We start from the raw sequence: 22,841 nt of genomic DNA on the forward strand, positions 1-22,841 counted from the left end.
CTTCATCGAGGATATTATTTAGCAGATGTAAATCCGTATTTGATGAATACATCAATGGCATCCTGTGATTGCAAATAGGTATAGAAATCTTCTGCTTCTTCATGATATTGGGTTGCTTTTACTATACCGATTGGGTATTCAATAGCAGGGTAACTAGAAGAATCAACGGTAAGAGCAATCTTTACTTTACTAGAAGTTAATGCATCTGTTTTATAGACAAAACCAGCATCAGCATTTCCGGTCTCAACATATTGTAACACTTGTCTGACATCCTTGCCCTGCACAGTTTTAGCTTCTACCGTGTCCCAAACATTCTCCGTCGTCAACGCCTCTTTGGCATAGTTTCCGGCAGGTACACTCTCAGGAATCCCAATCGCAAGTTTGCCTACTTCTGAGGATGATAAATCTTTTAGTGTCTGAACATTAACTTGTGAATCAGCGGGGACAACCACGACCAGTTCATTCTTCAATAAATTCAGCTGCTCGCCGGAATCGATGAGTTGTTTATCAACAAGTGCCTTCATATTTTTGGTCGCAGCTGAAAGGAATAAATCAGCAGGGGCTCCCTGCTCTATTTGCTGCTGAAGTGCTCCTGAGGCTCCAAAATTAAAATTGATCTTCACATTGGAATGACTCTCTTCATATGCTTTTTGAATCTCCTGCAGGGCATCCGTCATGCTGGCAGCTGCAGATATCGTAAGCTCTACCTTTTTCACTTCTTTAATCTGATTATTCTGGTTTGACGAAGTATTAGAAGTGTTCGCATTATTACATCCTACAACCAATACTACACAAAGCAACATTGATAACAAAACATAACTACTCTTAATTAATCTCATCCACAAACACTCCTATCTTATATTTAGTTATAATTAATTATATCTGATTATATTATGATGGTAATTTGTATGTAAATAGTTTTCAGAAAATCAAATCATCATTTGAAACAAATAGTACAGTTTAGTGAATTAATGTCGTCGTTAAACAACCTTACCTGATTCCAGTAAATTCAAAAATAAACCCCCTTATTCTGACAGATATCTGTCAAATAAGAGGGTAGTAAAAATACAGGTGGAATTCTGACTCCTGCAATTCTTTCAGCTTTTGCCGGAGCGAAGTGTCTAGCTAAACATTTTCGGAAACTGCTGCACAATTCCTTTCGTAAGCATATCTGCCATCTCCAATGCCTGTTTCTCAATTAAATCATATGTTTCTATACTTGATTTATATTGCCCTGTCAATTGATATACAGCTTCATCCTTCGTTAACTTTAAATGCTCGTGTAGCATTTTAGTCCATTCTTCCTTGGACCAGTATGGATTAATTGAACTCAGAAATTCTGCTATCTCATCAGCGTTCGCATACCATCTTTTCTCGGCATTCGCAGCCGCTTGTTGATCCCCAGCCTTCGCTGCTTTCACGAATTCTGCCGCAATAGCCAGATGATCGGTAAATAATTGATTAAACCTCGCCGCTACACAATCGCCGTAATATTTTTTGATTACAGCAGCCATATCAGGCGCATTACGAAGTAAACGCTCCGTTACAAATTTCTCATCCGCTAAATTTCCAGCAACACTAATGATAAACATTCTAGTCCAAGCTACATGCTGCTCCCACAAGCTTCGCCATATTTGATTCAACTGAGCTTCTGCTTTACTTATACAAAGAATGCTTTGTAATGGTACTGACCTGTATGGATAAATGGCTGGATAATATACGGTTACACCATAAATACTTGCTGTTTGTGTCCAAGGCTGCTGTCCGCTGATCGGATAATGATTCACTCTTTTTACCTCCCGCATAGTTATATACCCATAAAATATGTGGGTAAGGGCTAAAAAGTCTGGGCATAAAAAAAGAAAAACCGCTTTTTGCGGTTTTTCCTAAATAAAAATAAGGTATTGATTAAAATCCAACTGTTTCTATTCGTCTTCAAACTCCACATTATGATACACTTGCTGAACATCCTCAAGATCTTCAAGAGCATCGATAAGCTTCTCAAACTGCGCTTGAGAATCCTCAGGGATCGTAACATAGTTTTGAGGAAGCATTGTAAGCTCGGCTACAGTAAATTCAGAAATTCCTGCTGCTCTGAAAGCTTCCTGAACTTCATGGAATTGATCCGGTTCAGCGTATACGATCACAGACCCGTCTTCTTCCACAATGTCTCTTACATCCACATCAGCTTCAAGCATCATTTCAAGCACTTCATCAGCTGTTTTACCTTCAATGCCAATTACTGCAGTTGAATCAAACATATAAGATACCGAGCCACTCACACCCATATTCCCGCCATTTTTATTAAATGCGGAACGTACAGCCGGTGCAGTACGGTTTACGTTATTTGTTAAAGCATCTACAATGACCATGGAACCATTCGGTCCAAAACCTTCATAGCGAAGATCTTCATATGTTTCCTCGGCACTGCCTTTTGCTTTATCCAGCGCACGGTCAATGATCGCCTTAGGAACATTGTAAGTTTTTGCACGTTCAAGTACGACTTTAAGAGCGCGGTTCGATTCTGGATCCGGTTCACCCTTTTTCGCTGCTACATAAATCTCTACGCCAAACTTGGCATAAACGCGGCTTGTATTTGCGTCTTTTGAAGCTTTTTTTTCCTTGATATTATTCCATTTACGACCCATGTTGTTCCCGCTTTCTTTATAAACTTGTACAAGAGAAACAATTTCAGAACCCATACGTATAATACAACGCTATTTATTAAGCGGAAAAAGGAGAAACTCCTGCCACCGTATCACATTTACAACCAGATCAGTGACTAGACACAAAATTCCTGCAATAGTGCATCTTTTTTGTCTTCACTCGACCAGTCGAATCAAAAGCATGCAAAAGTACATCTTTTTTCAGCTCAATCATCTGGTTTGTCCATAATAGCGCGAAATTCCTGCACTTTTGCAGGCTTTTCTTCTATTTCAGCAGCATCAGTCGAAAATTCCTGCACATTTGCAGGTTTTAGTGGTTACTGAATACTATAGAGTACTATATACATGATTTAAGAAATCTACCCCAGTGTATATATTATAACCGATTCTTTAGCAATTTGAACATAGCTCGTCACACCGGGTACTCTTAATTCCTTATGCTCTACATTTTCATATATTAATACATGGTTAAACTCTCTGTCTATCAAATGCTCGGCATACTGATTCTCTTGAGCGATCTACAAATTCTCATCAAACACATCAAAATATTCTGTCTCCATCGTTTGGCTCTCCTGGCTCGTCATCCTGTATATATGATTTAATAAATATCTTATCATAGTTGATTCAGTTCGCTTCGATTACCTTCTTTTTGAATGTCCTACACGTGAATTTCTTTTTCTGCGTACATTCTTATTTTTTTTGATTGTTTTCCGTTTCTTATTTCTATATCTGGTTTTCTTATGGCTCACTCTGGTGTAGATAATATTTTGACCTATTTCATCCTTAGTGCTTAAATCTTTGTATTGAACAGAGTCTTCAACAAGAGGTATATCTATAATCTTTATTGGATCTTCCATCACTTTTTCCTGATGATCTACTCGAACTTTTGCAAGTTGTCCATAATGAATTAATTGAATTCCATGTTCTCGTAGAGCATCTTTAATATGGTCATTAGTAAGTACGAGAAATTCATTGCTTCGCCAATCTTGTTCAGGTTTAAGTGATTTGACTGGCTCCTCAGGATATCCTGGATGTGTCATGATTTCTGTCGTTCCTGATTGTACCTCTTCCAAATGAGATAACATTCGCGTAATTCCATCTTGCTTGCCGTACGTATCCAAAATAAGATGTTCTGTACTTGATGATTGATTAATTATTCTCTTCAGTTTTAAGTTCAAGCGGAGAGGAATATTCAATCGTTGTGCAAAACGCTTCATCACAATGTATACCATCGGCATTTCCATATGAATATGATGATGAGTATCAATATGAGTAGGTTGTATGCCTGCTGACACCATTTTGTTATACTGGTTGCTTAATTCACATTCAATTTCCTTATTGACCCATTGTTTTCGATTTCCCGAGAACAGACCGTCTGTATAAACGAGTGATGGAATTTGTTCAGCTGATGAAATTGACATTCCTTCGGTTAAATTAAAATGGAGTCCTACACCTAATGTTGGTAATTGCCGAGCTAATTGAATGGCTTGCTCGAACGCTGCCATATTTACTAAAAGCGAAGTACTTGATAATGTACCTGCAGCATGTGCTTCAACAATTCCACGATTAACCGCCTCATTCAAACCAAAGTCATCACCATTTATTATGAGATATTTGGACATAGGAATCACCTCCATCACTAGATTACATATTGTATGTCGTTCCTTTCATTACAGTTCTTTTTAGAAATCAGCATTGATATCAAAAAAGCACTTTTTAGAGCGCCAATAGCAAACGGGTAGGTTCACTAATGTCATTTCTAAAAAGTGCTATTCGTAAAAAGATAAATTATCCTCTAGTTAATTTCAAAACCTTCAGCTCATGATCTTTAACCGTAGCTTGCACGCCTAAGAAACATCGATCTTACTACTTACTGCTCGACACACTTCTTTGCTTGCTCTCCCCGAATTTGAACACTAGAATCCCGCCAACTATAACAATTACCCCTAACAGCTTATTCAGTGTAAAAGGAATTTTCTCGACACCTAACCATCCAAAGGAATCCCACATCAATGCCGTGACAAGCTGCGAGGTTAATACGATCGCTATGGAATAAGTAGGATTCAGCCGTTTCATGCCTTGGACTAGACAAATCACGACGCCTACTCCGGTTAATCCGCTAAGCATATGCCATACCTGCAGGTTCTGTAAAGCAAATAATTGAGTTCCTTCGACCATTAAGCCAATGACAAAGGAAGCAACAAAACCCATTCCTAATACTAGTGTCGTAGTCGACCATGAGCCAGTATATTCATTCACCTTGCTGTTGAAAATATTTTGCAAACTAACTAATGATCCAGCGATCAGCGCCAGCATGATTCCTAATATCATTTCGATAACTCCCTAATTTTTTTTCACATAGCTCTATTCATATATATTCCTGCTCGCCAGCTGCTGTAATCCTTCCCGATCCTTCACGATGATTCCACCTTTACTGCGTTCAACCAGTCCATCCTGACAGAACTTTTGGATCACCCGATTCAGATGCCGATAACTGGTTCCAATTAAATTGGCGGTATCCATTAGGCTCACAGTATAAAGCTGACCTTGAAATAACGAATCTGATTCATCGAACGAAACGGAAAGCAAATAGCTGGCCAACCTCACCTCTACCGGATACAACAAATTAAAGCTTAAAAAGTCGGATTTGATATAAAACTTCTGAGTGATGATTTCAAGCAAAAATTGCAAAAACGGCGCATACTCTTTACCGAACTTTTCTAACCAATGATATTGGATGCCAATCATATGTAACGGAGAGACTGCCTCCACGGTATTAATAATGTCGCTTCCTCTTACATACTCAATATCGCCAATCACCTCAAGGGGTGTTTTAAAGGATAAAATTAGAGACTTGCCTTCTACAGATGTAGTGTATATCTTAACCTTTCCTTTGACCAAAACGTACAACATCTGCGCGGATTCACCCTGAGTGCAAATATGTTCTCCCCGGTCAAAACTATATAAAGCCAAATGCTGCATTAATGGTTCATTAAAAACAGCTTCAATTTGATGAGCTCGAAAATATTGCTTCATAAGCCCCTGATCCTGAATTTCTCTCATCGAATTAACATTCGCCTCCAGCCTTCATACATCTGTGGAAATCAGTGATTTCAAATCATAATATATCAAAATTTCAGTATGACTACACCGGCCACCATCATCGCGATTCCAATAAATTGCGGAAGATTCATTTTCCGCTTTGGTACATCGAACCATCCTTGAGTATCAATCAAAAAAGTCAGGCACAATTGAGCGATCAATAAAGCGGAAATCGTAAATGTTATTCCAATTTGATGTATGGCAGTAACTTCACTGTAAATGATGATCGCTGCAAATGAACCACTCATCAGATACAACGGTTTTATCTGCTTGAAACCTTGTCTGTTTCCATCCCTTACAATAAGAAGGATCATAAGCGCCATCAGAAACCCTGTAAATTGGGTAAGCGTCGCCGCTTGCCAAGTACCAAGCTGTTGACTAATCTGGGCATTGGCTACTCCTTGCAGAGTAATAAAAGCTCCTCCTAAAATCGAAAAAATAATTCCTCTCACTGTGTTTCGCTCCTTGGTTATGTTCTGTCTATTATTATCTGAACCTAATTAAAAGATATTTCAGTATATATAGGGAAGGACATATGTCCTGAAATAGAAAAAATGAGACCGAACTCTTATCCAGAGTCCAGCCTCATTGTGATCAATGTGCAAATTTAGTCTTTTTTTACAGCATTAATCGTTTCTTTATTAAACCACTTCAGGATATTTTTTATTGCCATCAAGCTTGCTCGGAAAATGTATATCATATTTGCAAGTCGGATTCATCTTCGTTCACCTCAAGCTAATGATTTATCCCCGTCTCTTAAAAAATACTTGATCAAGAGATAACGGTGTACGTTCAGCAACTATAAAATATAGAGCCAGCATAAACAATGCCAGATCAAGCTCATATCCAGCTCCTTGATCGCTGCCCAGCAAACCGAGTGGAAGCTTCACAGTAAAGATAGCTCCAGCAAGCACAATGGCTAACAATATAGATGCATACCGCGTAAGGAAGCCGACAATTAGGAAAATCCCACCAAGCAATTCGATGAACGCCACGATATATCCCAAGAAACCAGGTATGCCCAAGCTGCCAAACCATCCTGATACGTTTTCTAATCCCATTTGAAATTTACTTACTGCGTGTGCCACAAAAATTATACCTAGCACAATGCGCATTAACATAGATACAACAGCAGTCTTATTCATGTCTCTCCACCTTCTCTGTGTATTTTTAATATTAGCGATAAAGAACTAATATTCGTTTTACTAATATATTATCGATTCACTAGCATGTCAACCATTTTAATGCTAATATCAAATCAAAATAAGTATTATAAATATTCCAGGAGTGATTACAATATGGATATCGGTTCAAATATCCGATTGATACGTAAACGAAAAAACATAACAATAGCACAAATCTGTGAAGAGACAGGATTATCACAAGGTTTCATGAGTCAGGTCGAGACCAATAAAACCTCACCATCCATTGCCACATTAGAAAATATTGCACGAGCCCTAAAAGTCCCCCTTGCTTACTTGCTGCTAAAAAAAGAAGAACGAATGAATATCGTGCGCAAAGATGAACGGTTAGTTACAACAAGCGGGAGCGATAAATTAAAGGTGGAGCACTTAAGCTCTACCAAAAACGTAAGAACCATGATCGTTGAACTGCCCCCCGGCTCCTCTACAGGAGATACTCCCCATGCACATGAAGGAGAGGAAGTTCATATCGTCATTAAAGGCCTTATTTATGCAGAGCAAGGGGAAGATGCTGCTGAATTTCAAGAGGGCGATTCCTTCAGCTGGAATGCTTGTACCCCTCATTTAGTTAAAAATATAGGTACAGAAACAGCCCTGATTATGATCGCTGTCTATAGAGAATCAGAGCAGGATTTAGGCATTATTTAGTTCACTAAACAATTCGATCGATTACCGAAATGCATTGATTTAGTGTAAAAGATGAATTGTACACATCATAATATTCGGGTGTATGCTTAGCGTATCTTATCCAGGAAGGATCTGAACACCTTGAGTGCAAGTGCGCGATCATCACATCAGCAAGATCATTATTTATCTCGCGGCAGTGCCGAATATAAAAGAGGAAGCCTGGCGCTATTTGCGGCAGGCTTAGCTACTTTTGCAGTACTATACTGCGTGCAGCCTCTTTTTCCAGTATTCACTAAAACCATGAATTTAACACCTGCTGCTGCAAGCATCACACTATCGGTGAGCACAATATTACTCGCGATATCCTTGCCTATAGCCGGTTTTATCTCAGACCGCGTGGGCAGAAAATCTTTAATGTCGATTTCATTAGTCATTTCTTCAATCTGCTGCTTACTGACTGCACTGGCGCCGAATTATGGAAGCCTGCTAATTATTAGAGCTTTTCAGGGGATTGTACTGGCGGGTTTACCAGCTATAGCAATGACCTATTTATCAGAGGAAATGGAACCCAAAAGCCTTGGTTTTGCTATGGGTCTATATATTAGTGGAAATACAGTAGGCGGTTTGTTTGGACGGATCTCGGTCGGAACGATTACTGACCTCAGCTCCTGGAGATGGGCCATTGGAGTTTTAGCAATGATCAGCCTTATTGCCAGCATCTATTTCTGGCGCCACTTGCCTGCCTCCCGCCATTTCACACCAAAAAAAATGCAGCCCAAGGAAGTGTTATCCTTATTTGCTGCACAATTTCATGATAAAGGGCTTGTTTGCCTGTTTATTTTAGGTGGAGTTCTTATGGGCGGTTTCGTGACGATGTACAATTATCTGGGATACCGACTAAGCGATGCTCCATATCATTTATCGCAGACCGTATTAGGCTGGATTTTTATTCTCTATCTTGTAGGCACCTTTAGTTCAACCTTCATGGGAAAATTAAGCGATCGGTTAGGTCGAAGTAAAGTGCTTTGGATCAACCTTGCTCTGATGTTATTTGGAATTTTAGTCACATTGTCATCCCATCTTATCCTTATTTTGTTCGGGGCCGCAGTTGTCACATTTGCTTTTTTTGGAGCACATTCAACAGCCAGCTCATGGGTAGGCAGCCGTGCTAAATTAGGTAAAGCTCAAGCTTCATCCCTATACTTATTGTTTTACTATGTAGGATCTAGTCTGGGCGGTACCGTTGGCGGATTGTTCTGGAGCCGTGCAGGATGGACTGGCATCGTCGATATGATCAGCATATTGCTGCTAATCGCAATGTTTGTGTCCCTGGAACTCACCGTTGTACTACCGAAAAAGGCCCCTCATCTCTTAAAATAATGAATCACGAACTCAAGAAAACGCTTGGTTGGAGGAGACATGTAGCGCTCCTTCATCCATGCGATCCCGATTACCCGACGGCACTGGGGTGAAGTCACCTTCAACCTGACGATCTGATGGTTGTTAATCCCTTTGACACCCGGTAAGATAGCTACCCCCAATCCAGCGGCTACCAGAGCCTCAATCGTTGGAACCTCTTCTCCCTCAAAGGCAATTTTTGGTGTAAAGCCAGCTGCCATACAGTAATAATCAATTAAATTTCGAAGTCCAAAGCCATTCTTGAAAGAAATCATCGGCTCCCCTGCTATTTCCGATAAATCAATGGAAGAGCGATTTGCCAAACGATGATGAAGCGGTACAAACACGTACAATTCTTCACTCTTCAGCTCCCTCCATTCCATTAAATGGACATGTTCATTTGGATAAGACAATAGGCACATATCTACAGAACCCTGTATCAGCTGTTCTTGAAGTGACAAGGTGTTGTTCTGATTCAGCTGAAACCGGATATTCGGGCATATTTCACGAAAATTGACAATGAGGTCTGGAATGACATTTGATCCTAACGTATGAAGGAATCCTAGCGTTACTTCTCCTGCTTCCCCATCAATTAGACTTTGAAGCTCAGCTTGTCCCTCCTCAAGCTCCTTGATCATTCGATGTACCCGCTTTACAAACAATTGTCCATATCGATTCAAGATGATCGATCGACCTTGACGGTCAAACAGAGGAACACCAAGCTCCTCCTCCATTCGGGATATCGAACGACTGAGTGCTGACTGCGAAATAGATAAAGCATGGGCTGCTCTCGTCATATGCTCCATTCGTGCCACGGTCTGAAAATATTCAAGCTGCTGCCACTCCATGAACTACACCGCCTTATTAGTAATATTGTTACCCATATATTCAGACAAAAAGCCCGTCAAACCTTATACGGTTTGCAGGCTAATGTTTCATTAACTTTGTCGATTAAAACACTTTGGTCGTCCACGATTCACAGTTCCAAGTATCTGTCACTACATCGCGATAAAACTCAGGTTCATGCGAGATTAGCAAAATACTACCCTTATATGCCTTAAGCGCTCGCTTCAGTTCGTCCTTGGCGTCTACATCAAGATGGTTGGTAGGTTCGTCAAGTACAAGCAAATTCGTCTCACGGTTAATCAGTTTGCACAAGCGCACCTTAGCTTTTTCCCCACCGCTTAGCACAGCGATTTTACTCTCGATATGCTTAGTCGTAAGTCCACATTTCGCCAGTGCAGCGCGAACCTCAAACTGAGTATAGGAAGGGAACTCACTCCAGATTTCTTCGATACAAGTGTTATAGTTCGCATCCTTCATTTCCTGCTCAAAATAACCGATTTCCAGGTTCTCACCAAGCTGTACGGAGCCGGAAATCGCCTTGATCTCGCCAAGAATGCTGCGGAGCAACGTTGTTTTACCAATTCCGTTTGCACCGACCAGAGCGATTTTTTGTCCACGTTCCATCCGAAGATCAAGAGGTCTCGACAATGGACTATCATAGCCGATGACCAGTTGATTCGCCTCAAAGATCATCTTTCCTGCGGTTCTTCCATCACGGAAATTAAACTGCGGCTTCGGTTTTTCCTTCGCTAGTTCAATCACATCCATTTTGTCAAGCTTCTTCTGTCTGGACATCGCCATATTACGTGTAGCTACACTTGCCTTGTTGCGGGCAACGAAGTCTTTCAGATCAGCAATTTCCTGCTGCTGCCGCTTATAAGCAGCTTCAAGCTGCAGCTTTTTGGCTTCATATACTTGCTGGAAGTAATCATAGTCCCCAACATAACGGGTTAACTCTTGATTTTCCATATGATAGATCAAGTTAATGACACTGTTAAGGAATGGAATGTCATGTGAAATGAGAATAAATGCATTTTCGTACTCTTGTAAATAACGTTTCAGCCATTCGATATGCTGTTCATCAAGATAGTTGGTAGGCTCGTCAAGAAGCAGAATGTCCGGCTTTTCAAGCAGCAGCTTGGCAAGCAGTACCTTAGTACGTTGACCACCACTCAGGTCATTTACGTCTTTATCCAGCCCGATATCTGTAAGTCCAAGACCTCGAGCAGTTTCGTCAACTTTGGCATCGATCAGATAAAAATCCTGACTGGTTAAGGTATCCTGAATCGTTCCAACCTCTTCAAGCAATTGCTCAAGCTCTTCCGGAGATACCTCCCCCATTTTGCCATACATATCGTTCATTTCTTGTTCCATATCAAATAGATATTGGAAGGCACTTCTCAATACGTCGCGAATCGTCATACCTTGCATTAAAACCGCATGCTGATCCAAATATCCAACCCGTGTACGTCTGGCCCACTCCACTTTACCTTCATCCGGCTGGAGCTTCCCTGTAATAATGTTCATGAAGGTGGATTTACCCTCACCGTTAGCGCCGATTAACCCGATATGCTCCCCTTTGAGCAGGCGGAAAGATACGTCACTGAAGATCGCGCGGTCTCCAAAGCCGTGGCTAAGTTTTTCTACGTTTAATATGCTCATGAAAACACCTTTCTATATCAACAATATACTCGTTATATTATATAGGTTAAGGGCACAACAACTCAACCATTCAAGGCGAAATATTACGAGAAATTAAAACACTCGATTCTCTAACAATAAGACGCGGCTCAAGCTGTACCCTCTCATATTCCCCACTCTTATTTTCCTGAATCCGTTTAAGCAGTAGTTGAGTCGCCACCCTCGCCACTTCCGCACCCATGATGGACACTGAGCTAATTTGAGGAGTAGTAAGCGTAGTCCATAGATTGTTGTCTATACCGACCACCGCAACATCTTCAGGCACACGCACCCCAAGCTCCTTAAACCGATTCACGATTCCAATCGCCACCATGTCATTTACAGCGTAAATAGCATCGGGCATATTTTTCAGACTGAAAAAATAAGTTGCTGCGCTCCGTCCCGTTTGAATCGAGAAATCTTCACCAAAATATACAAGTGACACATCTACAGGATGTTGAAGTGAATGCTCATAAGCATAATACCGATCCTCAATAACATCCTTCTGTGTCCCGGCATAGGCGATACGGGTTCTTCCAATGTTGTGCAAATGCTCCATTACCATATTACCCTCAAGCTTGGATAAGCTGACGATATCGGCTTTAACGGTATCTGTCAGTCTTTTACCGTAATTGATTATTGAGACCGGAACATTTAATTTATTGATCAACTCGACCATCGTCTTCGGATAGGCCAAAGGCATAATAATAAGACCGTCGACATGCAATTTCTTGACATCCCTTAATGTATCCAATTCCAATTTGGCATTTCCAGAGGTATTGATCTGAATCACCCGGTAATCGGACTGCTTGGCTACTTGCTCAACAGACCATGCAATATCTGGTATGATCGCATTTCGTATATCAGGTACAGCGAGAGCTATCTGATTGGTCTGCCGAATTTTCAAGCTTTGAGCAGATGTATTCGGAACAAAACCCATCTCATCGATAACCTGTAAAATATGCAATTTCGTCTTCTCGCTAATTCCACCGGAATTGTTAATGGCTCTCGATACGGTGGCGATTCCTACCCCCGCTTGCTTGGCTACATCCTCAATCGTGACCTTCCTTTTACTAGACACTTTAGTCGCCCTTTCATTTTCGGAATCGTTTTCGAAATTATGAAATTATCACTCATTTTATTACTGTTACTATACCACATTCTGATGGACTGATACACAGTTACAATTATGGATATGATCGAACAATCACTACGCTCCCTTATCCCAGCGTTTTACTATCATTGATAACGCTATTATTGTGCGTAAATTCATAATTTTAGTAGATTAAATTTTAATATTTTATATTTGACAATTCATGCGAAACATGAAATATTTGATTTCGGAAACGTTTCCCTAATTAGCATATTTAACAACTGAATTCATCATAGAATATTAGGAGATGACAATTCATGCAGGCATTGAGATGGCACGGTGTGAAAGACCTTCGTTTGGAAGCAATTGACGAACCTTCAGCTCTTGAAGGTAAAGTTAAAATTAAAGTTGAATGGTGCGGAATTTGTGGTAGTGACCTTCACAAATATGTAGCAGGCCCTATCTTCATTCCTGAAAATACAGAACATCCACTTACTGGTGAAAAAGCTCCGATCGTCATGGGACATGAATTCTCCGGTCAAATTGACGTGTTCCCTTCTGTCATCAGCTTGATGGGACAAGGCTACTTCCCTGCTGACAAATTGGTAACGAAAAAAATTAAGCTGGCTGAGGTTGTTGACAACGGATTTGAAGCTCTGCTCAAAGAAAAAAATCAAGTCAAAATCCTGGTGTCCCCTCAAAAATAAGCTTATTAATAAAACAGCCGAATGCCCTGTTATCTCAGGAGCCATTCGGCTGTTTTTTATTGTAAAACTTGTGATAGACCAATATAATAAAAATCAATTTATGAGGATGGATACTATTATAAGGAGGAATCGAGTGCAGATGGATTTTTCAATAAGAAAAGCAAAGGCTCACGAATTGGATGCAGTGTTCTCCGTATTTGTGTTAAATCAAGATTTCGACGAGGAATATCAATTTGGAAAATGGCAGCATCCTGATACTTCATTTTGCGTGATACATAGATTATGTGTGAATCCTTTATTCCAGAATAAGGGGATTGGCTCAACAACCATGCTGCTTATAGAGGATCTTGTAAAACAAATGGGATTCGAAACGATCAGATTGGATGCTTTTTTTCAGAATCCATATGCACTTCGTATGTATGAAAAACTAAACTATCGTAAGGTCGGAGAAGTTCAATGGAGAAAAGGACTATTTTATCTTATGGAAAAAAAATTATAGACAAATATGAGATTATTAAGCGGAGCACAACTTTGAAATGGCTGAAAGCAAACATTAGGTGATAAAAGTCAAAGTGTCCATCCGTTAAAATTAATATATACTTCAAAATGTGAGGTGAAGAAATCGTGACAGACAAAAAAATCATAGTACAATTTACGATGCTGACATTTTGCGTAGCCTATCTTGTGTCAGGTGCTTTGATTGCTCTTGGGCAATTCGGATTTTCGGTTCACTCTTCGGTTCAATCGTTACAGGACTTTGGGATGAATATTCCTTTTTCAATCTATATTTTATCGCCCGCTATTGCTTCATATATCGTTCTGAAGAAAAACAACAAAATAGCAGATTTTAAGGAATGGCTGAAAACTGTTTTTTACGCCAAAAATAACCTATCTCTCTATTTGTTTGTTGTTGCAGGGCTTGCACTGTATTTCTTACTACATCTTGCAATTGAGGGCCGCACGGAAATGGAGCTTCCATTTTATATGTTCTTCCTTTTCCTGCCTGGTAATCTTATTATCGGTGGCTTGGAGGAATCTGGCTGGATGTACATATTGCAGCCTGAGCTTGACAAAAAATATGGATTTGTTTTATCTTCTATTTCTGTTGGAATCATTTGGGTTTTATGGCATCTCCCTCTCTTCTTCATTCCGGGGACGGGTCACTACGAGGGACTTATTGACTTTTGGATGTTTGCAGTTCAACTCATTGCGTTTCGGTTTTTCTACGGGGCAATCTACAAAATATCAGGAAAAGGCCATGTATTTATGTGCGTATTATTCCACACCATGTTCAATGCGGCATCCCCCGTCTTTGGCATCCTGCCTATGACTTGGGCGGGAACTATTGCCGCAAATGCTGTGATTGTTCTTGTTTCAATTGTAACCGTTGTGATATACGACAAAAAGAGCAGGAAAATAGTTCCAAAGAGTGCCCCTTTGGAACCCCGTTGAGCGTGTCATGGCTTCGCCCTTCCCCTCTCTCAACGCAAAAGACGGACGCTCAGCTTTACGCCGATAGTCCGTCTTTTTATTGTCACATTCCACTTGCCGACTACCAATCTGCATGTTCCTTGATACTTCCTTATTGGGTGTCAGCTAAGAGGTGCACTCCTTTTTCTCATATAAGTTTATACGTGAAAGTATTGGCCTGAAGTAACCTCAGGAACATATCCGGCACGAATGACGAAATCTCCGAAATGCTCGCCATCATTCCGCTCTATAGCATATTGCTTGATAATCGGTGTTAACGAATCCAAAATTTCTGTCTCTCCGATGTTTTCCTTGTACAGCTTGTTCAGCCGATTACCGGAAAAACTACCTCCGAGATAGAGATTGTATTTGCCAGGACCCTTACCGATAAAAGAAATCTCGGCCAGAGCTGGCCTTGCGCAGCCGTTCGGGCAACCTGTCATCCGAATGACGATGTCATCATCTCTTAACCCGTTCGTTTCCAGGATCGGTTCGATCTTATCGAGCAGCGACGGTAAATATCTTTCTGACTCCGCCATCGCAAGACCGCAGGTTGGCAAGGATACGCAGGCCATCGAATTTCTGCGAAGTGCGGAATAATGCTTGCCGTTAGTTAATCCATACTGTGCAACAAGCGCCTCAATTTGCTTCTTTTTCTGGGTGGTCACATCTGAAATGATCAGGTTTTGATTTGCTGTGAGACGGAAATCACCAGTATGAATCTTCGCAATTTCACGAAGACCTGTCATTAGCTGATAATCTTCTTCATCTTTAATTCGTCCGTTCTGGATGAACAGCGTAAAGTGCCATTTGCCTTTATTCCCTTTCACCCAGCCATAGCGGTCACCGTTGCGCTCAAAATGATAAGGACGAGCCTCCTCCAGCCCCCAGCCTAGACGGTTTTTCAGCTCTTCTACGAACCATTCGACTCCACGATCATCAATCGTATACTTAAAGCGGGCATGTTTACGGACTGCACGGTCACCGTAATCACGCTGAATTGTAACTGTTTTTTCCGCCAAATCGATCACTTGCTCTGGAGTACAGAAGCCAATCACCTTTGCAACTTGAGGATAAGTGTTAGGATCACCATGCGTCATCCCCATACCGCCGCCGACGCTAACGTTAAATCCGATGAGCTTGCCCTGCTCGACAATTGCAATAAAGCCAAGATCTTGTGAAAATACATCAACATCGTTCGATGGTGGTACTGCAATGCCAATTTTGAACTTACGCGGCAAGTACAAATGGCCATAAATCGGTTCCTGCTCTTCTTTACTGTCGAGTACCTTCTCCCCGTCCAGCCAAATCTCATGATAAGCTTTGGTTTGTGGCTCAAGGTGACTGCTCAGCTTGCATGCCCACTCATACACCTGAGCATGAATCTCGGATTGGTCCGGATTCGGATTACACATGACATTACGATTTACGTCACCGCAAGCAGCTAGAGTAGTCAGTAATGAATTGTGTACTTCCTGAATCGTTTTCTTCATGTTCCATTTCAATACATTGTATATTTGGAACGACTGGCGAGTAGTAAGACGAATGGTTCCATTGCCATAGCTATGTGAAATACGATCCATCATTAGCCACTGATCAGGTGTTACTACTCCTCCTGGAGCACGCACACGTAGCATGAATTGATAAGCAGGCTCAAGCTTTTGCTTCTTACGCTCATTACGCAAATCCCGGTCATCCTGCATATAGCTGCCGTGAAACTTCATCAAGCGGTTTTCGTCCTCAGGGATCGACGCTGTAATTCGATCCTCAAGTACTTCTTCAAGCGTACCGCGTAAATAATTACTTCTAATTTTTATATCTTCAACATCGCTGTACGGTGCACTGTTAGGTGACAATAAGTTATTATCTGACATATTACAATCTCCTCTCCGTAAATCAATGAGACTCTAGTAGACATCCCGCTGATAACGTTTCTGCTGTTGCAATGAAGTTAAATATTCCGCAGCCGCTTCAGGAGATAAGCCTCCTTCTTGCTCAAGAATAGTTAGCAATGCGTTATGAACGTCATGAGCCATCTTCTTCTCATCACCGCATACATATACCGCAGCTCCTTCTTGCAGCCATGCGTAAAGCTCCTTGCTCTTCTCAAGCATCCGATGCTGTACATAAACTTTCTTATCGGTATCCCGTGAAAAAGCGACATCCATACGAGTTAATACGCCGTCCTTAAGCCATTTTTGCCACTCCAGCTGATACAGGAAATCGGTGGAAAAATGTTGGTCTCCATAAAACAACCAAGATTTTCCTTCGACACCACTTTCCTCACGTTCACCAAGAAACGCTCTAAACGGGGCAACACCAGTACCTGGACCAATCATGATAATCGGAGTTTCCGGATTTTCCGGAAGCTTGAAATTGTCATTATGCTGAATATAGATTGGCAGCTCGTCACCTGACTGGAGTCTCTCTGCTAGTTGAACTGAGCATACTCCGTACCGATTACGTCCCTTTGTCTCATAACGAACTGTACGAACCGTGATATGTACCTCGCCTGGATAAGCATTCGGACTGCTCGCTATGGAATAGAGACGAGCCGGTATTTTGCGGAAAAGAGGTATTAACTTGTCTGCAGATACGCCTTTCAACTGATAATCTTGTACAAGATCCAACAGATCGCTTTCATTTATATAAGAACGTAGCGCTTCTTCATGACCTGCATTAAGCAGCTCTTTGAGTCCGGTATGACCTGTAAGCTCTGCAATTTGAGTTAACAATGGTTTGGTCAGAACAGTAATTTCATAATAACGCAGTAATGCTTCACGTACGGTTTGCTGCTCACCATTTTTGCCCACTGGAACAAGCTCCCCTGCATTCCAACCAAAAGCTTCGATCAGTTCGTCTACCAAGCGAGGATGATTCTCTGGATAAATACCAAGGCTATCCCCTGGCTCATATTGAAGGTCAGAACCTTCTAATGATAACTCAATGTGGCGAGTTTCCCGATCCGATCCACGTCCGTTCAAATTCAGGTTTTCCAGTATTTCTGCGCGAAAAGGATTGGATCGTGAATATTGTGATTCAGCATTGCTAGTGGCCGCTCCGGTTGTTCCGGTTGCTAAACCTGCACTGCTAGAGGCTCCCTCAGCTAAATTTAAAGCATTTAAAACCTGATTCATCCATTCTGCAGCAGGTTCATCGAAATCGACATCACAATCTACACGTGGTACTACCGGTGTTCCGCCGAGCTCCTCGAGACGCTGGTCAAAATCTTTACCCGTTTGGCAAAAGAACTCATAGGAAGTATCGCCAAGCGCAAGTACGGAATAGCGTAAATTCTGGAGCTGCGGAGCTCTCTTGCTGTGTAGGAACTCATGGAACGGAATCGCACTATCCGGTGGTTCTCCTTCCCCATGTGTGCTTACCACGATGAAAAGATTCTCTACTTTTTTTAGATTGTTAGATTTAAAATCTCCCATTGATGACAGAGAAACTTGAAATCCCTGCTCTTCCAGCTTTTTCGACAGTTTCTTGGCAAGCCCGTGGCTGTTGCCTGTCTGTGATCCGAATAGCACCGTTACCTCTTTGGATACTGGAGCAGCCTGAGGAGCAGCACTTGTTATTTGAGCCGCTTCAGGTGCTGATGCCAATCCGGAAATTACCGCCGTTCCCTGAGCAGCAGTTAAGTATCCGCTCAACCAGATTTTCTGGTATTCACCCAGCTGCGGCAGCAGACGATTCAAAAGCTCTACCTGTTCCTGTGTAAAAGGACTGTTTGTGACTTGAAGTTCCAACACATCCACCTCACGACCCTACATAATAAGTTTCACATTTAAACAATAAATTCCAAGCTCAACAAGTAAAAAATAATACCAAGTAATTCCGTAGTCTTTCTCTCACTTTCATCTTCTTGTTAGAACTTATCATAGCTTGCCAGAACAGGTCAATTCTAATGATTTTATAGGTTCTATTAGGAAAATTGATAATGTATAAATTTACTAATGAAAGCGATTTCTAAAGCCTGTTGGAGACTCTCCCGTCCATCTTTTAAACTGCCTGCTAAAATTCTCCTGTTTTCCGCTCCACCCACCTTTTCTACTACGTCACTATTGACGCTCATACTTCTGTTAATTCTTTTATTATTGCACTAACACCAGCATGGAGGGAAAAAGCCCCCTTATGTTGTAAAGGTTAGCTGATTGGGAGCAAATGAGGAATAATATCCCTTATTTGCTCTACATTTAGGAGAACATCAAGGGATATTCCAAAATAGTTTACATAATAATTTTTATGTCACTTAAATAGACGTTAGATACCTTCCAAAGGCTCACCATCCAAATGCATTTGCTAGGTGTGATACAATAATTAGTACAGCTATAAAATGATCGAGCTTTACAAAACCTTAAATCAGGAGGGAATCATTCATGAAAAACTTCGATATCCTGCTAGAAAAATATGCGGATCTGGTCGTCAAAGTTGGCGTCAACATTCAATCTGGGCAGATCCTTATGGTTCAATCCCCCTTAGAAACTGTACAATTAACACGATTAATTGTTGCCAAAGCATATGAGGCCGGGGCTAAATATGTACATGTGGAATGGATGGATGAACAAATCTCACGTATACGATATGACAAAGCAGCCGAGGACACTTTTTCTTATTACCCGAAATGGGAAGCAGACAAGATGGAACAGCTCGCTGAAGCGGGCGGCGCGTTGTTACATATTAAAGTTCCTGATCCAGAGCTGCTGCGTGGCGTTGATGCCGAAAAAGTATCTACCGCAGTCAAAGCAGCGGCTATAGCAAGGGAGAAATTTTCCCACTATACACGCAACAATATCATTAGCTGGTCTTTGGTTAAAGCTCCTACTGTTGCATGGGCAAACAAGGTTTTCGCCGATTTGCCTGAGGATCAAAGAATTGATGCGATGTGGGAAGCCGTATTCCAGATGACTCAGGTACAGGATGGTGATACTGATCCCGTTGCAGCATGGCGTGATCATATACAGGAGCTTAAAAAACGTCAGCAATTTATGAACGATAAACGATATAGATTTCTGCATTATCGGGCTGCAGGAACAGACCTGCATATCGAACTGCCTGACGGATATCAATGGCTTGGCGGTGGTGACGAGAATGGGGCGGGGATATTTTTTGTGGCGAACATGCCGACAGAGGAAATTTTTACGATGCCGCTGCGGACTGGAGTTAACGGTACGGTTACCAGTACAAAACCCCTCAATCTGAACGGAAGATTAGTTGAAGGAATTCAAATGACTTTCAAGGACGGTAAAGTAGAATCCTATGATGCAACTTCAGGTCGTGAACATCTGACTACCCTGCTCGCTACCGATGAAGGGGCCTCCTATCTTGGAGAAGTGGCCCTTGTTCCTTTTGACTCCCCTATTTCCAGAATGAACCGTGTGTTCTATAACACTGGCGTTGACGAGAACGCCTCTTGCCACTTGGCATTAGGCAGTGCGTATCCGGTAAATATCGAAGGCGGAACGAAATTAAGTAAACAAGAGCTACTTGAAAAAGGAGCCAATGTCAGCCTCACTCATGTTGACTTCATGATCGGCTCCGCTGAGCTGGAAATCGACGGCGAGCTGCCGGACGGCACGATTGAACCCTTATTCAGAAATGGAAATTGGGCCTAACGTGTAAAAAAACTCCCCATATATATGTGCGAAGCGAAGTACATCAAATCACACAGTATATTTTGGGGAGTTTTTGTTCTCGTCTTCTGAGTCAAATGTATGGTTTTAAACCCACTATCTCGTTCTGCCAGTTTTTAACTCTACAGCTGCTCCACAATTCCCTCCGCAACCTCTTTGCCGTTCGCTATGCAGTCCGGAATACCAACGCCGTAATACGAGCAGCCTGCAAGATAAATGCCTGGGTAGGATTGCTTCATTTTGCGCTCAAGTGATTCTACGAGCTGGTGGTGCGAAATATGATAATTCGGCATGGCATCAATCCATTTGGTTACTTCATAAGTCACAGGTTCGCGCTCGATGCCAAGACTTTTGACGATATCCTGCAATGCGATGCGCATGATCTCTTCCTCCGAGAGTTCTAGCAGCTTATCGAAGTTTGGAACTGTGCTCTTATAGAACATCCTTACAAGAAAATGTCCCTGCTCAGAGGTATGCGTCCATTTTCGGCTCGTCCAAGTGCTGGCATTACATAGCAGATCATCACTGTCAGCCACAATAAATCCCGTTCCATCCACAGGCAGCTCTTCATCCCGAATGTCAAAACCAAGATACACACTAATCATCGAGCTATCAAGGAATTGGCTAAAATCCTCATCCAGCGCGCTGTCCTTCAACAGTGATTGTGCGGCAGATTGTGGCGTACTGAGAACAACAAAATCAGCAGGAATCGTTCTTCCATTAGACAAATCAACTGTATAACGCGCCCCGCTTCCTTGTACCTGCTCTATTTTGTCAGCGGCAACACCTTTAATGATCTCGACAGTATCTCCGCTCAACAAATGCTGCTCTAAAGCGTTAATCAGGGAAGAAGCTCCCTCCTTGAAGGAAAGGAACTTCTTATCCCCTGTGCTCTTAAAAGTTGCTTTATTGGCGGCGAGTCCATTAATGATACTGCCGTACTTATTTTTATATTCCAACAAATACGGCAAAGTCGAAGCAATCGTTAAATCACTAAGCTTGCCCGAGTACACCCCTGACAGCACCGGTGCAATCTGCTTTTCTACAATCTCTTTGCCAAGAAATGCTTCCAAGAACAATCCTACTGAATCATTAATCGTAAAAGACTCGTTCGTCGTATAAAAATCCTTAAGAGCCTCAACCTTGCCTTCGGCAGAAATGAGATCACTTGTAGCCAGGGATTCAATACTGAGAGGGATTCCAAATACAGCATCCTCCGGAATGAGCTTCAATTGTCCATCTGTGAAAATATAGGACTTCCCTGTTGCGTTGTATACCACTTGTTCGCGCAGACCAAGCTCATCGATTAATGGAGCCACATTGCTTTTTCTGGCGACAAGTGAATCTGCCCCCGTCTCCATCGCAAAGCCGTTTCGATACACCGTGTTGATTTTGCCTCCTAAATGGTCGTTGGCCTCGATCAAAACAATCTGAGCGCTCAGTTTCCGATCTATAATTTGTTGCTGTAAATAGTAAGCTGCTGATAAACCCGTAATTCCTCCGCCTACAATTGCAATTGTTCTCAACGAGTTTCCACCTCAATTAGCGATATCTTTCACATATATTACATATATTCATGATACCCAATTGCAAGGTCAGAAACAATGTCAGAACGAGTAAAGTTACTCCTTCATCCCGGTATAGATCAGGATCGCATCCCGCAAAAACTGAGCCGCACCCGGCGTATCTTTCTCGTAGTATGCCTTGAACCGATCATCAGCCACGTACATTTCCGCCACACCTGCATGAGCCTCTTTGCTATATTGACCCCAGTAAAATGACAACCACTGTTTATGGAGTTCAGCCGTTTTCTGAGCAAGCTCTCCTGCCGGATCACCTGACTCAAAAGCACTACGAAGTGTAGTCAACACTTCCTCGGCAAGCCGGGTCACCTCTTCATACTGCTGTGGTGTCATTTGGCTAAGTTTAGCATTGGATTGTTCCACCGCATGATCACCATACTTTTCCCGTATCTCTTGACCATATTTCTCCTCATTTTCTTGAATCATTTTTTGCTTGAAGCCTTCAAATTTCTCTGTATCACTCATCGCTATTCTCCCTTCCTTCATCGCAATGGTTCGTTCGACGGTCGCAATCAATGCATCAATCTGCTTCCGTCTGTCAAGGAGCTGGTTCCGATGCTCTGCTAACGCGAGGAGATCATTAAATGAAGAATCATTCATAATGTCTCTGATTTGCTCCAGACCTAAGCTTAGCTCTCTGTAGAACAAAATCTGCTGCAAACGGTCAACCTCGACCTGACTATAAATCCGATATCCCGATGATGATATTCTTGCCGGCTTAAGAAGATCAATTTCATCGTAATACCTCAGCGTTCTAGAGCTAACTCCGGCTAGCCGCGCCAGCTTTTGAATACTATATTCCATATGCTCAGCACCTCCTGACAACTTGAC

At 41.8% G+C, this 22,841-nt stretch carries 20 protein-coding genes and 1 pseudogene; 6 read left to right on the forward strand and 15 right to left on the reverse strand.

Annotated features, from left to right (window positions below; all coding sequences use genetic code 11):
- Window positions 1–14: 14 nt before the first annotated feature.
- The 8 genes from modA to BLS49_RS00740 form a co-directional block, all read right to left on the reverse strand.
- Window positions 15–839 carry a molybdate ABC transporter substrate-binding protein gene (gene modA, locus BLS49_RS00705; protein ID WP_091225868.1) on the reverse strand — a complete coding sequence of 275 codons (825 nt, stop codon included), beginning with the start codon at window positions 837–839 and terminating at the stop codon, window positions 15–17.
- A 282-nt stretch (window positions 840–1,121) separates the two neighbouring features.
- Complete coding sequence (locus tag BLS49_RS00710) at window positions 1,122–1,787, reverse strand: acetylglutamate kinase (protein ID WP_245742220.1); 666 nt, start codon at window positions 1,785–1,787, stop codon at window positions 1,122–1,124.
- 138 nt (window positions 1,788–1,925) lie between these two features.
- A complete protein-coding gene (locus BLS49_RS00715) occupies window positions 1,926–2,648 on the reverse strand; it encodes a YebC/PmpR family DNA-binding transcriptional regulator (protein ID WP_091225869.1) in 723 nt (240 codons plus the stop codon).
- A 656-nt stretch (window positions 2,649–3,304) separates the two neighbouring features.
- On the reverse strand, window positions 3,305–4,288 hold the full coding sequence (locus BLS49_RS00720; RefSeq protein ID WP_175471258.1) for a carbohydrate deacetylase: 984 nt from the start codon (window positions 4,286–4,288) through the stop codon (window positions 3,305–3,307).
- 244 nt (window positions 4,289–4,532) lie between these two features.
- Complete coding sequence (locus tag BLS49_RS00725; RefSeq protein ID WP_091225872.1) at window positions 4,533–4,997, reverse strand: DMT family transporter; 465 nt, start codon at window positions 4,995–4,997, stop codon at window positions 4,533–4,535.
- A gap of 33 nt (window positions 4,998–5,030) precedes the next feature.
- Window positions 5,031–5,729, reverse strand: coding sequence for a Crp/Fnr family transcriptional regulator (locus BLS49_RS00730; RefSeq protein WP_091225874.1), 699 nt, complete (start codon window positions 5,727–5,729; stop codon window positions 5,031–5,033).
- A gap of 65 nt (window positions 5,730–5,794) precedes the next feature.
- Window positions 5,795–6,220, reverse strand: a complete 426-nt coding sequence (locus BLS49_RS00735; RefSeq protein WP_091225875.1) for a DMT family transporter — start codon at window positions 6,218–6,220, stop codon at window positions 5,795–5,797.
- Window positions 6,221–6,511: 291 nt separating this feature from the next.
- Complete coding sequence (locus BLS49_RS00740) at window positions 6,512–6,913, reverse strand: DoxX family protein (RefSeq protein ID WP_091225877.1); 402 nt, start codon at window positions 6,911–6,913, stop codon at window positions 6,512–6,514.
- 153 nt (window positions 6,914–7,066) lie between these two features.
- On the opposite strand from BLS49_RS00740, the gene BLS49_RS00745 reads away from it, so the two are divergent.
- Together BLS49_RS00745 and BLS49_RS00750 are read left to right on the forward strand one after the other, a co-directional pair.
- A complete protein-coding gene (locus tag BLS49_RS00745) occupies window positions 7,067–7,618 on the forward strand; it encodes a helix-turn-helix domain-containing protein (protein ID WP_091225879.1) in 552 nt (183 codons plus the stop codon).
- A gap of 120 nt (window positions 7,619–7,738) precedes the next feature.
- The gene (locus BLS49_RS00750) at window positions 7,739–8,977 is read left to right on the forward strand and encodes an MFS transporter (protein WP_091225881.1); all 1,239 of its coding nucleotides are present in this window, start codon (window positions 7,739–7,741) and stop codon (window positions 8,975–8,977) included.
- Here BLS49_RS00750 and BLS49_RS00755 read toward each other — a convergent pair.
- The 3 genes from BLS49_RS00755 to BLS49_RS00765 form a co-directional block, all read right to left on the reverse strand.
- Window positions 8,962–9,843: a LysR family transcriptional regulator gene (locus BLS49_RS00755; protein ID WP_091225882.1), complete on the reverse strand. Its 882-nt coding sequence runs from the start codon at window positions 9,841–9,843 to the stop codon at window positions 8,962–8,964. The genes BLS49_RS00750 and BLS49_RS00755 overlap by 16 nt on opposite strands.
- Before the next feature lie 103 nt (window positions 9,844–9,946).
- Complete coding sequence (locus tag BLS49_RS00760) at window positions 9,947–11,503, reverse strand: ABC-F family ATP-binding cassette domain-containing protein (RefSeq protein ID WP_091225884.1); 1,557 nt, start codon at window positions 11,501–11,503, stop codon at window positions 9,947–9,949.
- A gap of 70 nt (window positions 11,504–11,573) precedes the next feature.
- Window positions 11,574–12,602 carry a LacI family DNA-binding transcriptional regulator gene (locus tag BLS49_RS00765; protein WP_091225886.1) on the reverse strand — a complete coding sequence of 343 codons (1,029 nt, stop codon included), beginning with the start codon at window positions 12,600–12,602 and terminating at the stop codon, window positions 11,574–11,576.
- 329 nt (window positions 12,603–12,931) lie between these two features.
- On the opposite strand from BLS49_RS00765, the pseudogene BLS49_RS25675 reads away from it, so the two are divergent.
- From BLS49_RS25675 to BLS49_RS00780, 3 genes and pseudogenes are all read left to right on the forward strand, one after another.
- Window positions 12,932–13,159 (forward strand): annotated as a pseudogene (locus tag BLS49_RS25675) (alcohol dehydrogenase catalytic domain-containing protein); the annotation flags it as partial.
- A 301-nt stretch (window positions 13,160–13,460) separates the two neighbouring features.
- Window positions 13,461–13,820 (forward strand): GNAT family N-acetyltransferase, encoded by a 360-nt coding sequence (locus BLS49_RS00775; protein WP_217640014.1) that lies wholly within the window; start codon window positions 13,461–13,463, stop codon window positions 13,818–13,820.
- A gap of 125 nt (window positions 13,821–13,945) precedes the next feature.
- A complete protein-coding gene (locus BLS49_RS00780) occupies window positions 13,946–14,773 on the forward strand; it encodes a CPBP family intramembrane glutamic endopeptidase (RefSeq protein WP_091225890.1) in 828 nt (275 codons plus the stop codon).
- Between the two features lie 176 nt (window positions 14,774–14,949).
- Here the strand turns inward: BLS49_RS00780 and cysI are convergent, their stop codons facing one another.
- Together cysI and BLS49_RS00790 are read right to left on the reverse strand one after the other, a co-directional pair.
- Entirely contained in the window at window positions 14,950–16,665 is a 1,716-nt protein-coding gene (gene cysI / locus BLS49_RS00785; protein ID WP_091225892.1) for an assimilatory sulfite reductase (NADPH) hemoprotein subunit, read from the reverse strand.
- A 33-nt stretch (window positions 16,666–16,698) separates the two neighbouring features.
- Window positions 16,699–18,543 (reverse strand): assimilatory sulfite reductase (NADPH) flavoprotein subunit, encoded by a 1,845-nt coding sequence (locus BLS49_RS00790; protein WP_091225894.1) that lies wholly within the window; start codon window positions 18,541–18,543, stop codon window positions 16,699–16,701.
- Window positions 18,544–19,173: 630 nt separating this feature from the next.
- Between BLS49_RS00790 and BLS49_RS00795 the strand changes: the two genes are divergently transcribed.
- Window positions 19,174–20,409 carry an aminopeptidase gene (locus BLS49_RS00795; RefSeq protein ID WP_091225895.1) on the forward strand — a complete coding sequence of 412 codons (1,236 nt, stop codon included), beginning with the start codon at window positions 19,174–19,176 and terminating at the stop codon, window positions 20,407–20,409.
- A 140-nt stretch (window positions 20,410–20,549) separates the two neighbouring features.
- On the opposite strand, the gene hemG is transcribed toward BLS49_RS00795, so the two are convergent.
- Window positions 20,550–21,953 carry a protoporphyrinogen oxidase gene (gene hemG, locus BLS49_RS00800; protein ID WP_091225897.1) on the reverse strand — a complete coding sequence of 468 codons (1,404 nt, stop codon included), beginning with the start codon at window positions 21,951–21,953 and terminating at the stop codon, window positions 20,550–20,552.
- A gap of 96 nt (window positions 21,954–22,049) precedes the next feature.
- Window positions 22,050–22,814 (reverse strand): MerR family transcriptional regulator, encoded by a 765-nt coding sequence (locus BLS49_RS00805; protein ID WP_091225898.1) that lies wholly within the window; start codon window positions 22,812–22,814, stop codon window positions 22,050–22,052.
- Window positions 22,815–22,841: the final 27 nt, after the last annotated feature.

This window comes from Fontibacillus panacisegetis, assembly GCF_900102215.1.
In the GTDB taxonomy this organism is placed as follows: Bacteria; Bacillota; Bacilli; order Paenibacillales; family Paenibacillaceae; genus Fontibacillus; species Fontibacillus panacisegetis.

Excerpts from the sequence above, each read along its gene's own strand:
- modA (WP_091225868.1), bottom strand. The coding sequence starts at position 839 with ATGAGATTAATTAAGAGTAGTTATGTTTTGTTATCAATGTTGCTTTGT.
- BLS49_RS00715 (WP_091225869.1), bottom strand. The coding sequence starts at position 2,648 with ATGGGTCGTAAATGGAATAATATCAAGGAAAAAAAAGCTTCAAAAGAC.
- BLS49_RS00720 (WP_175471258.1), bottom strand. The coding sequence starts at position 4,288 with ATGTCCAAATATCTCATAATAAATGGTGATGACTTTGGTTTGAATGAG.
- BLS49_RS00725 (WP_091225872.1), bottom strand. The coding sequence starts at position 4,997 with ATGATATTAGGAATCATGCTGGCGCTGATCGCTGGATCATTAGTTAGT.
- BLS49_RS00730 (WP_091225874.1), bottom strand. The coding sequence starts at position 5,729 with ATGAGAGAAATTCAGGATCAGGGGCTTATGAAGCAATATTTTCGAGCT.
- BLS49_RS00740 (WP_091225877.1), bottom strand. The coding sequence starts at position 6,913 with ATGAATAAGACTGCTGTTGTATCTATGTTAATGCGCATTGTGCTAGGT.
- BLS49_RS00745 (WP_091225879.1), top strand. The coding sequence starts at position 7,067 with ATGGATATCGGTTCAAATATCCGATTGATACGTAAACGAAAAAACATA.
- BLS49_RS00755 (WP_091225882.1), bottom strand. The coding sequence starts at position 9,843 with ATGGAGTGGCAGCAGCTTGAATATTTTCAGACCGTGGCACGAATGGAG.
- BLS49_RS00760 (WP_091225884.1), bottom strand. The coding sequence starts at position 11,503 with ATGAGCATATTAAACGTAGAAAAACTTAGCCACGGCTTTGGAGACCGC.
- BLS49_RS00775 (WP_217640014.1), top strand. The coding sequence starts at position 13,461 with ATGGATTTTTCAATAAGAAAAGCAAAGGCTCACGAATTGGATGCAGTG.
- cysI (WP_091225892.1), bottom strand. The coding sequence starts at position 16,665 with ATGTCAGATAATAACTTATTGTCACCTAACAGTGCACCGTACAGCGAT.
- BLS49_RS00795 (WP_091225895.1), top strand. The coding sequence starts at position 19,174 with ATGAAAAACTTCGATATCCTGCTAGAAAAATATGCGGATCTGGTCGTC.
- BLS49_RS00805 (WP_091225898.1), bottom strand. The coding sequence starts at position 22,814 with ATGGAATATAGTATTCAAAAGCTGGCGCGGCTAGCCGGAGTTAGCTCT.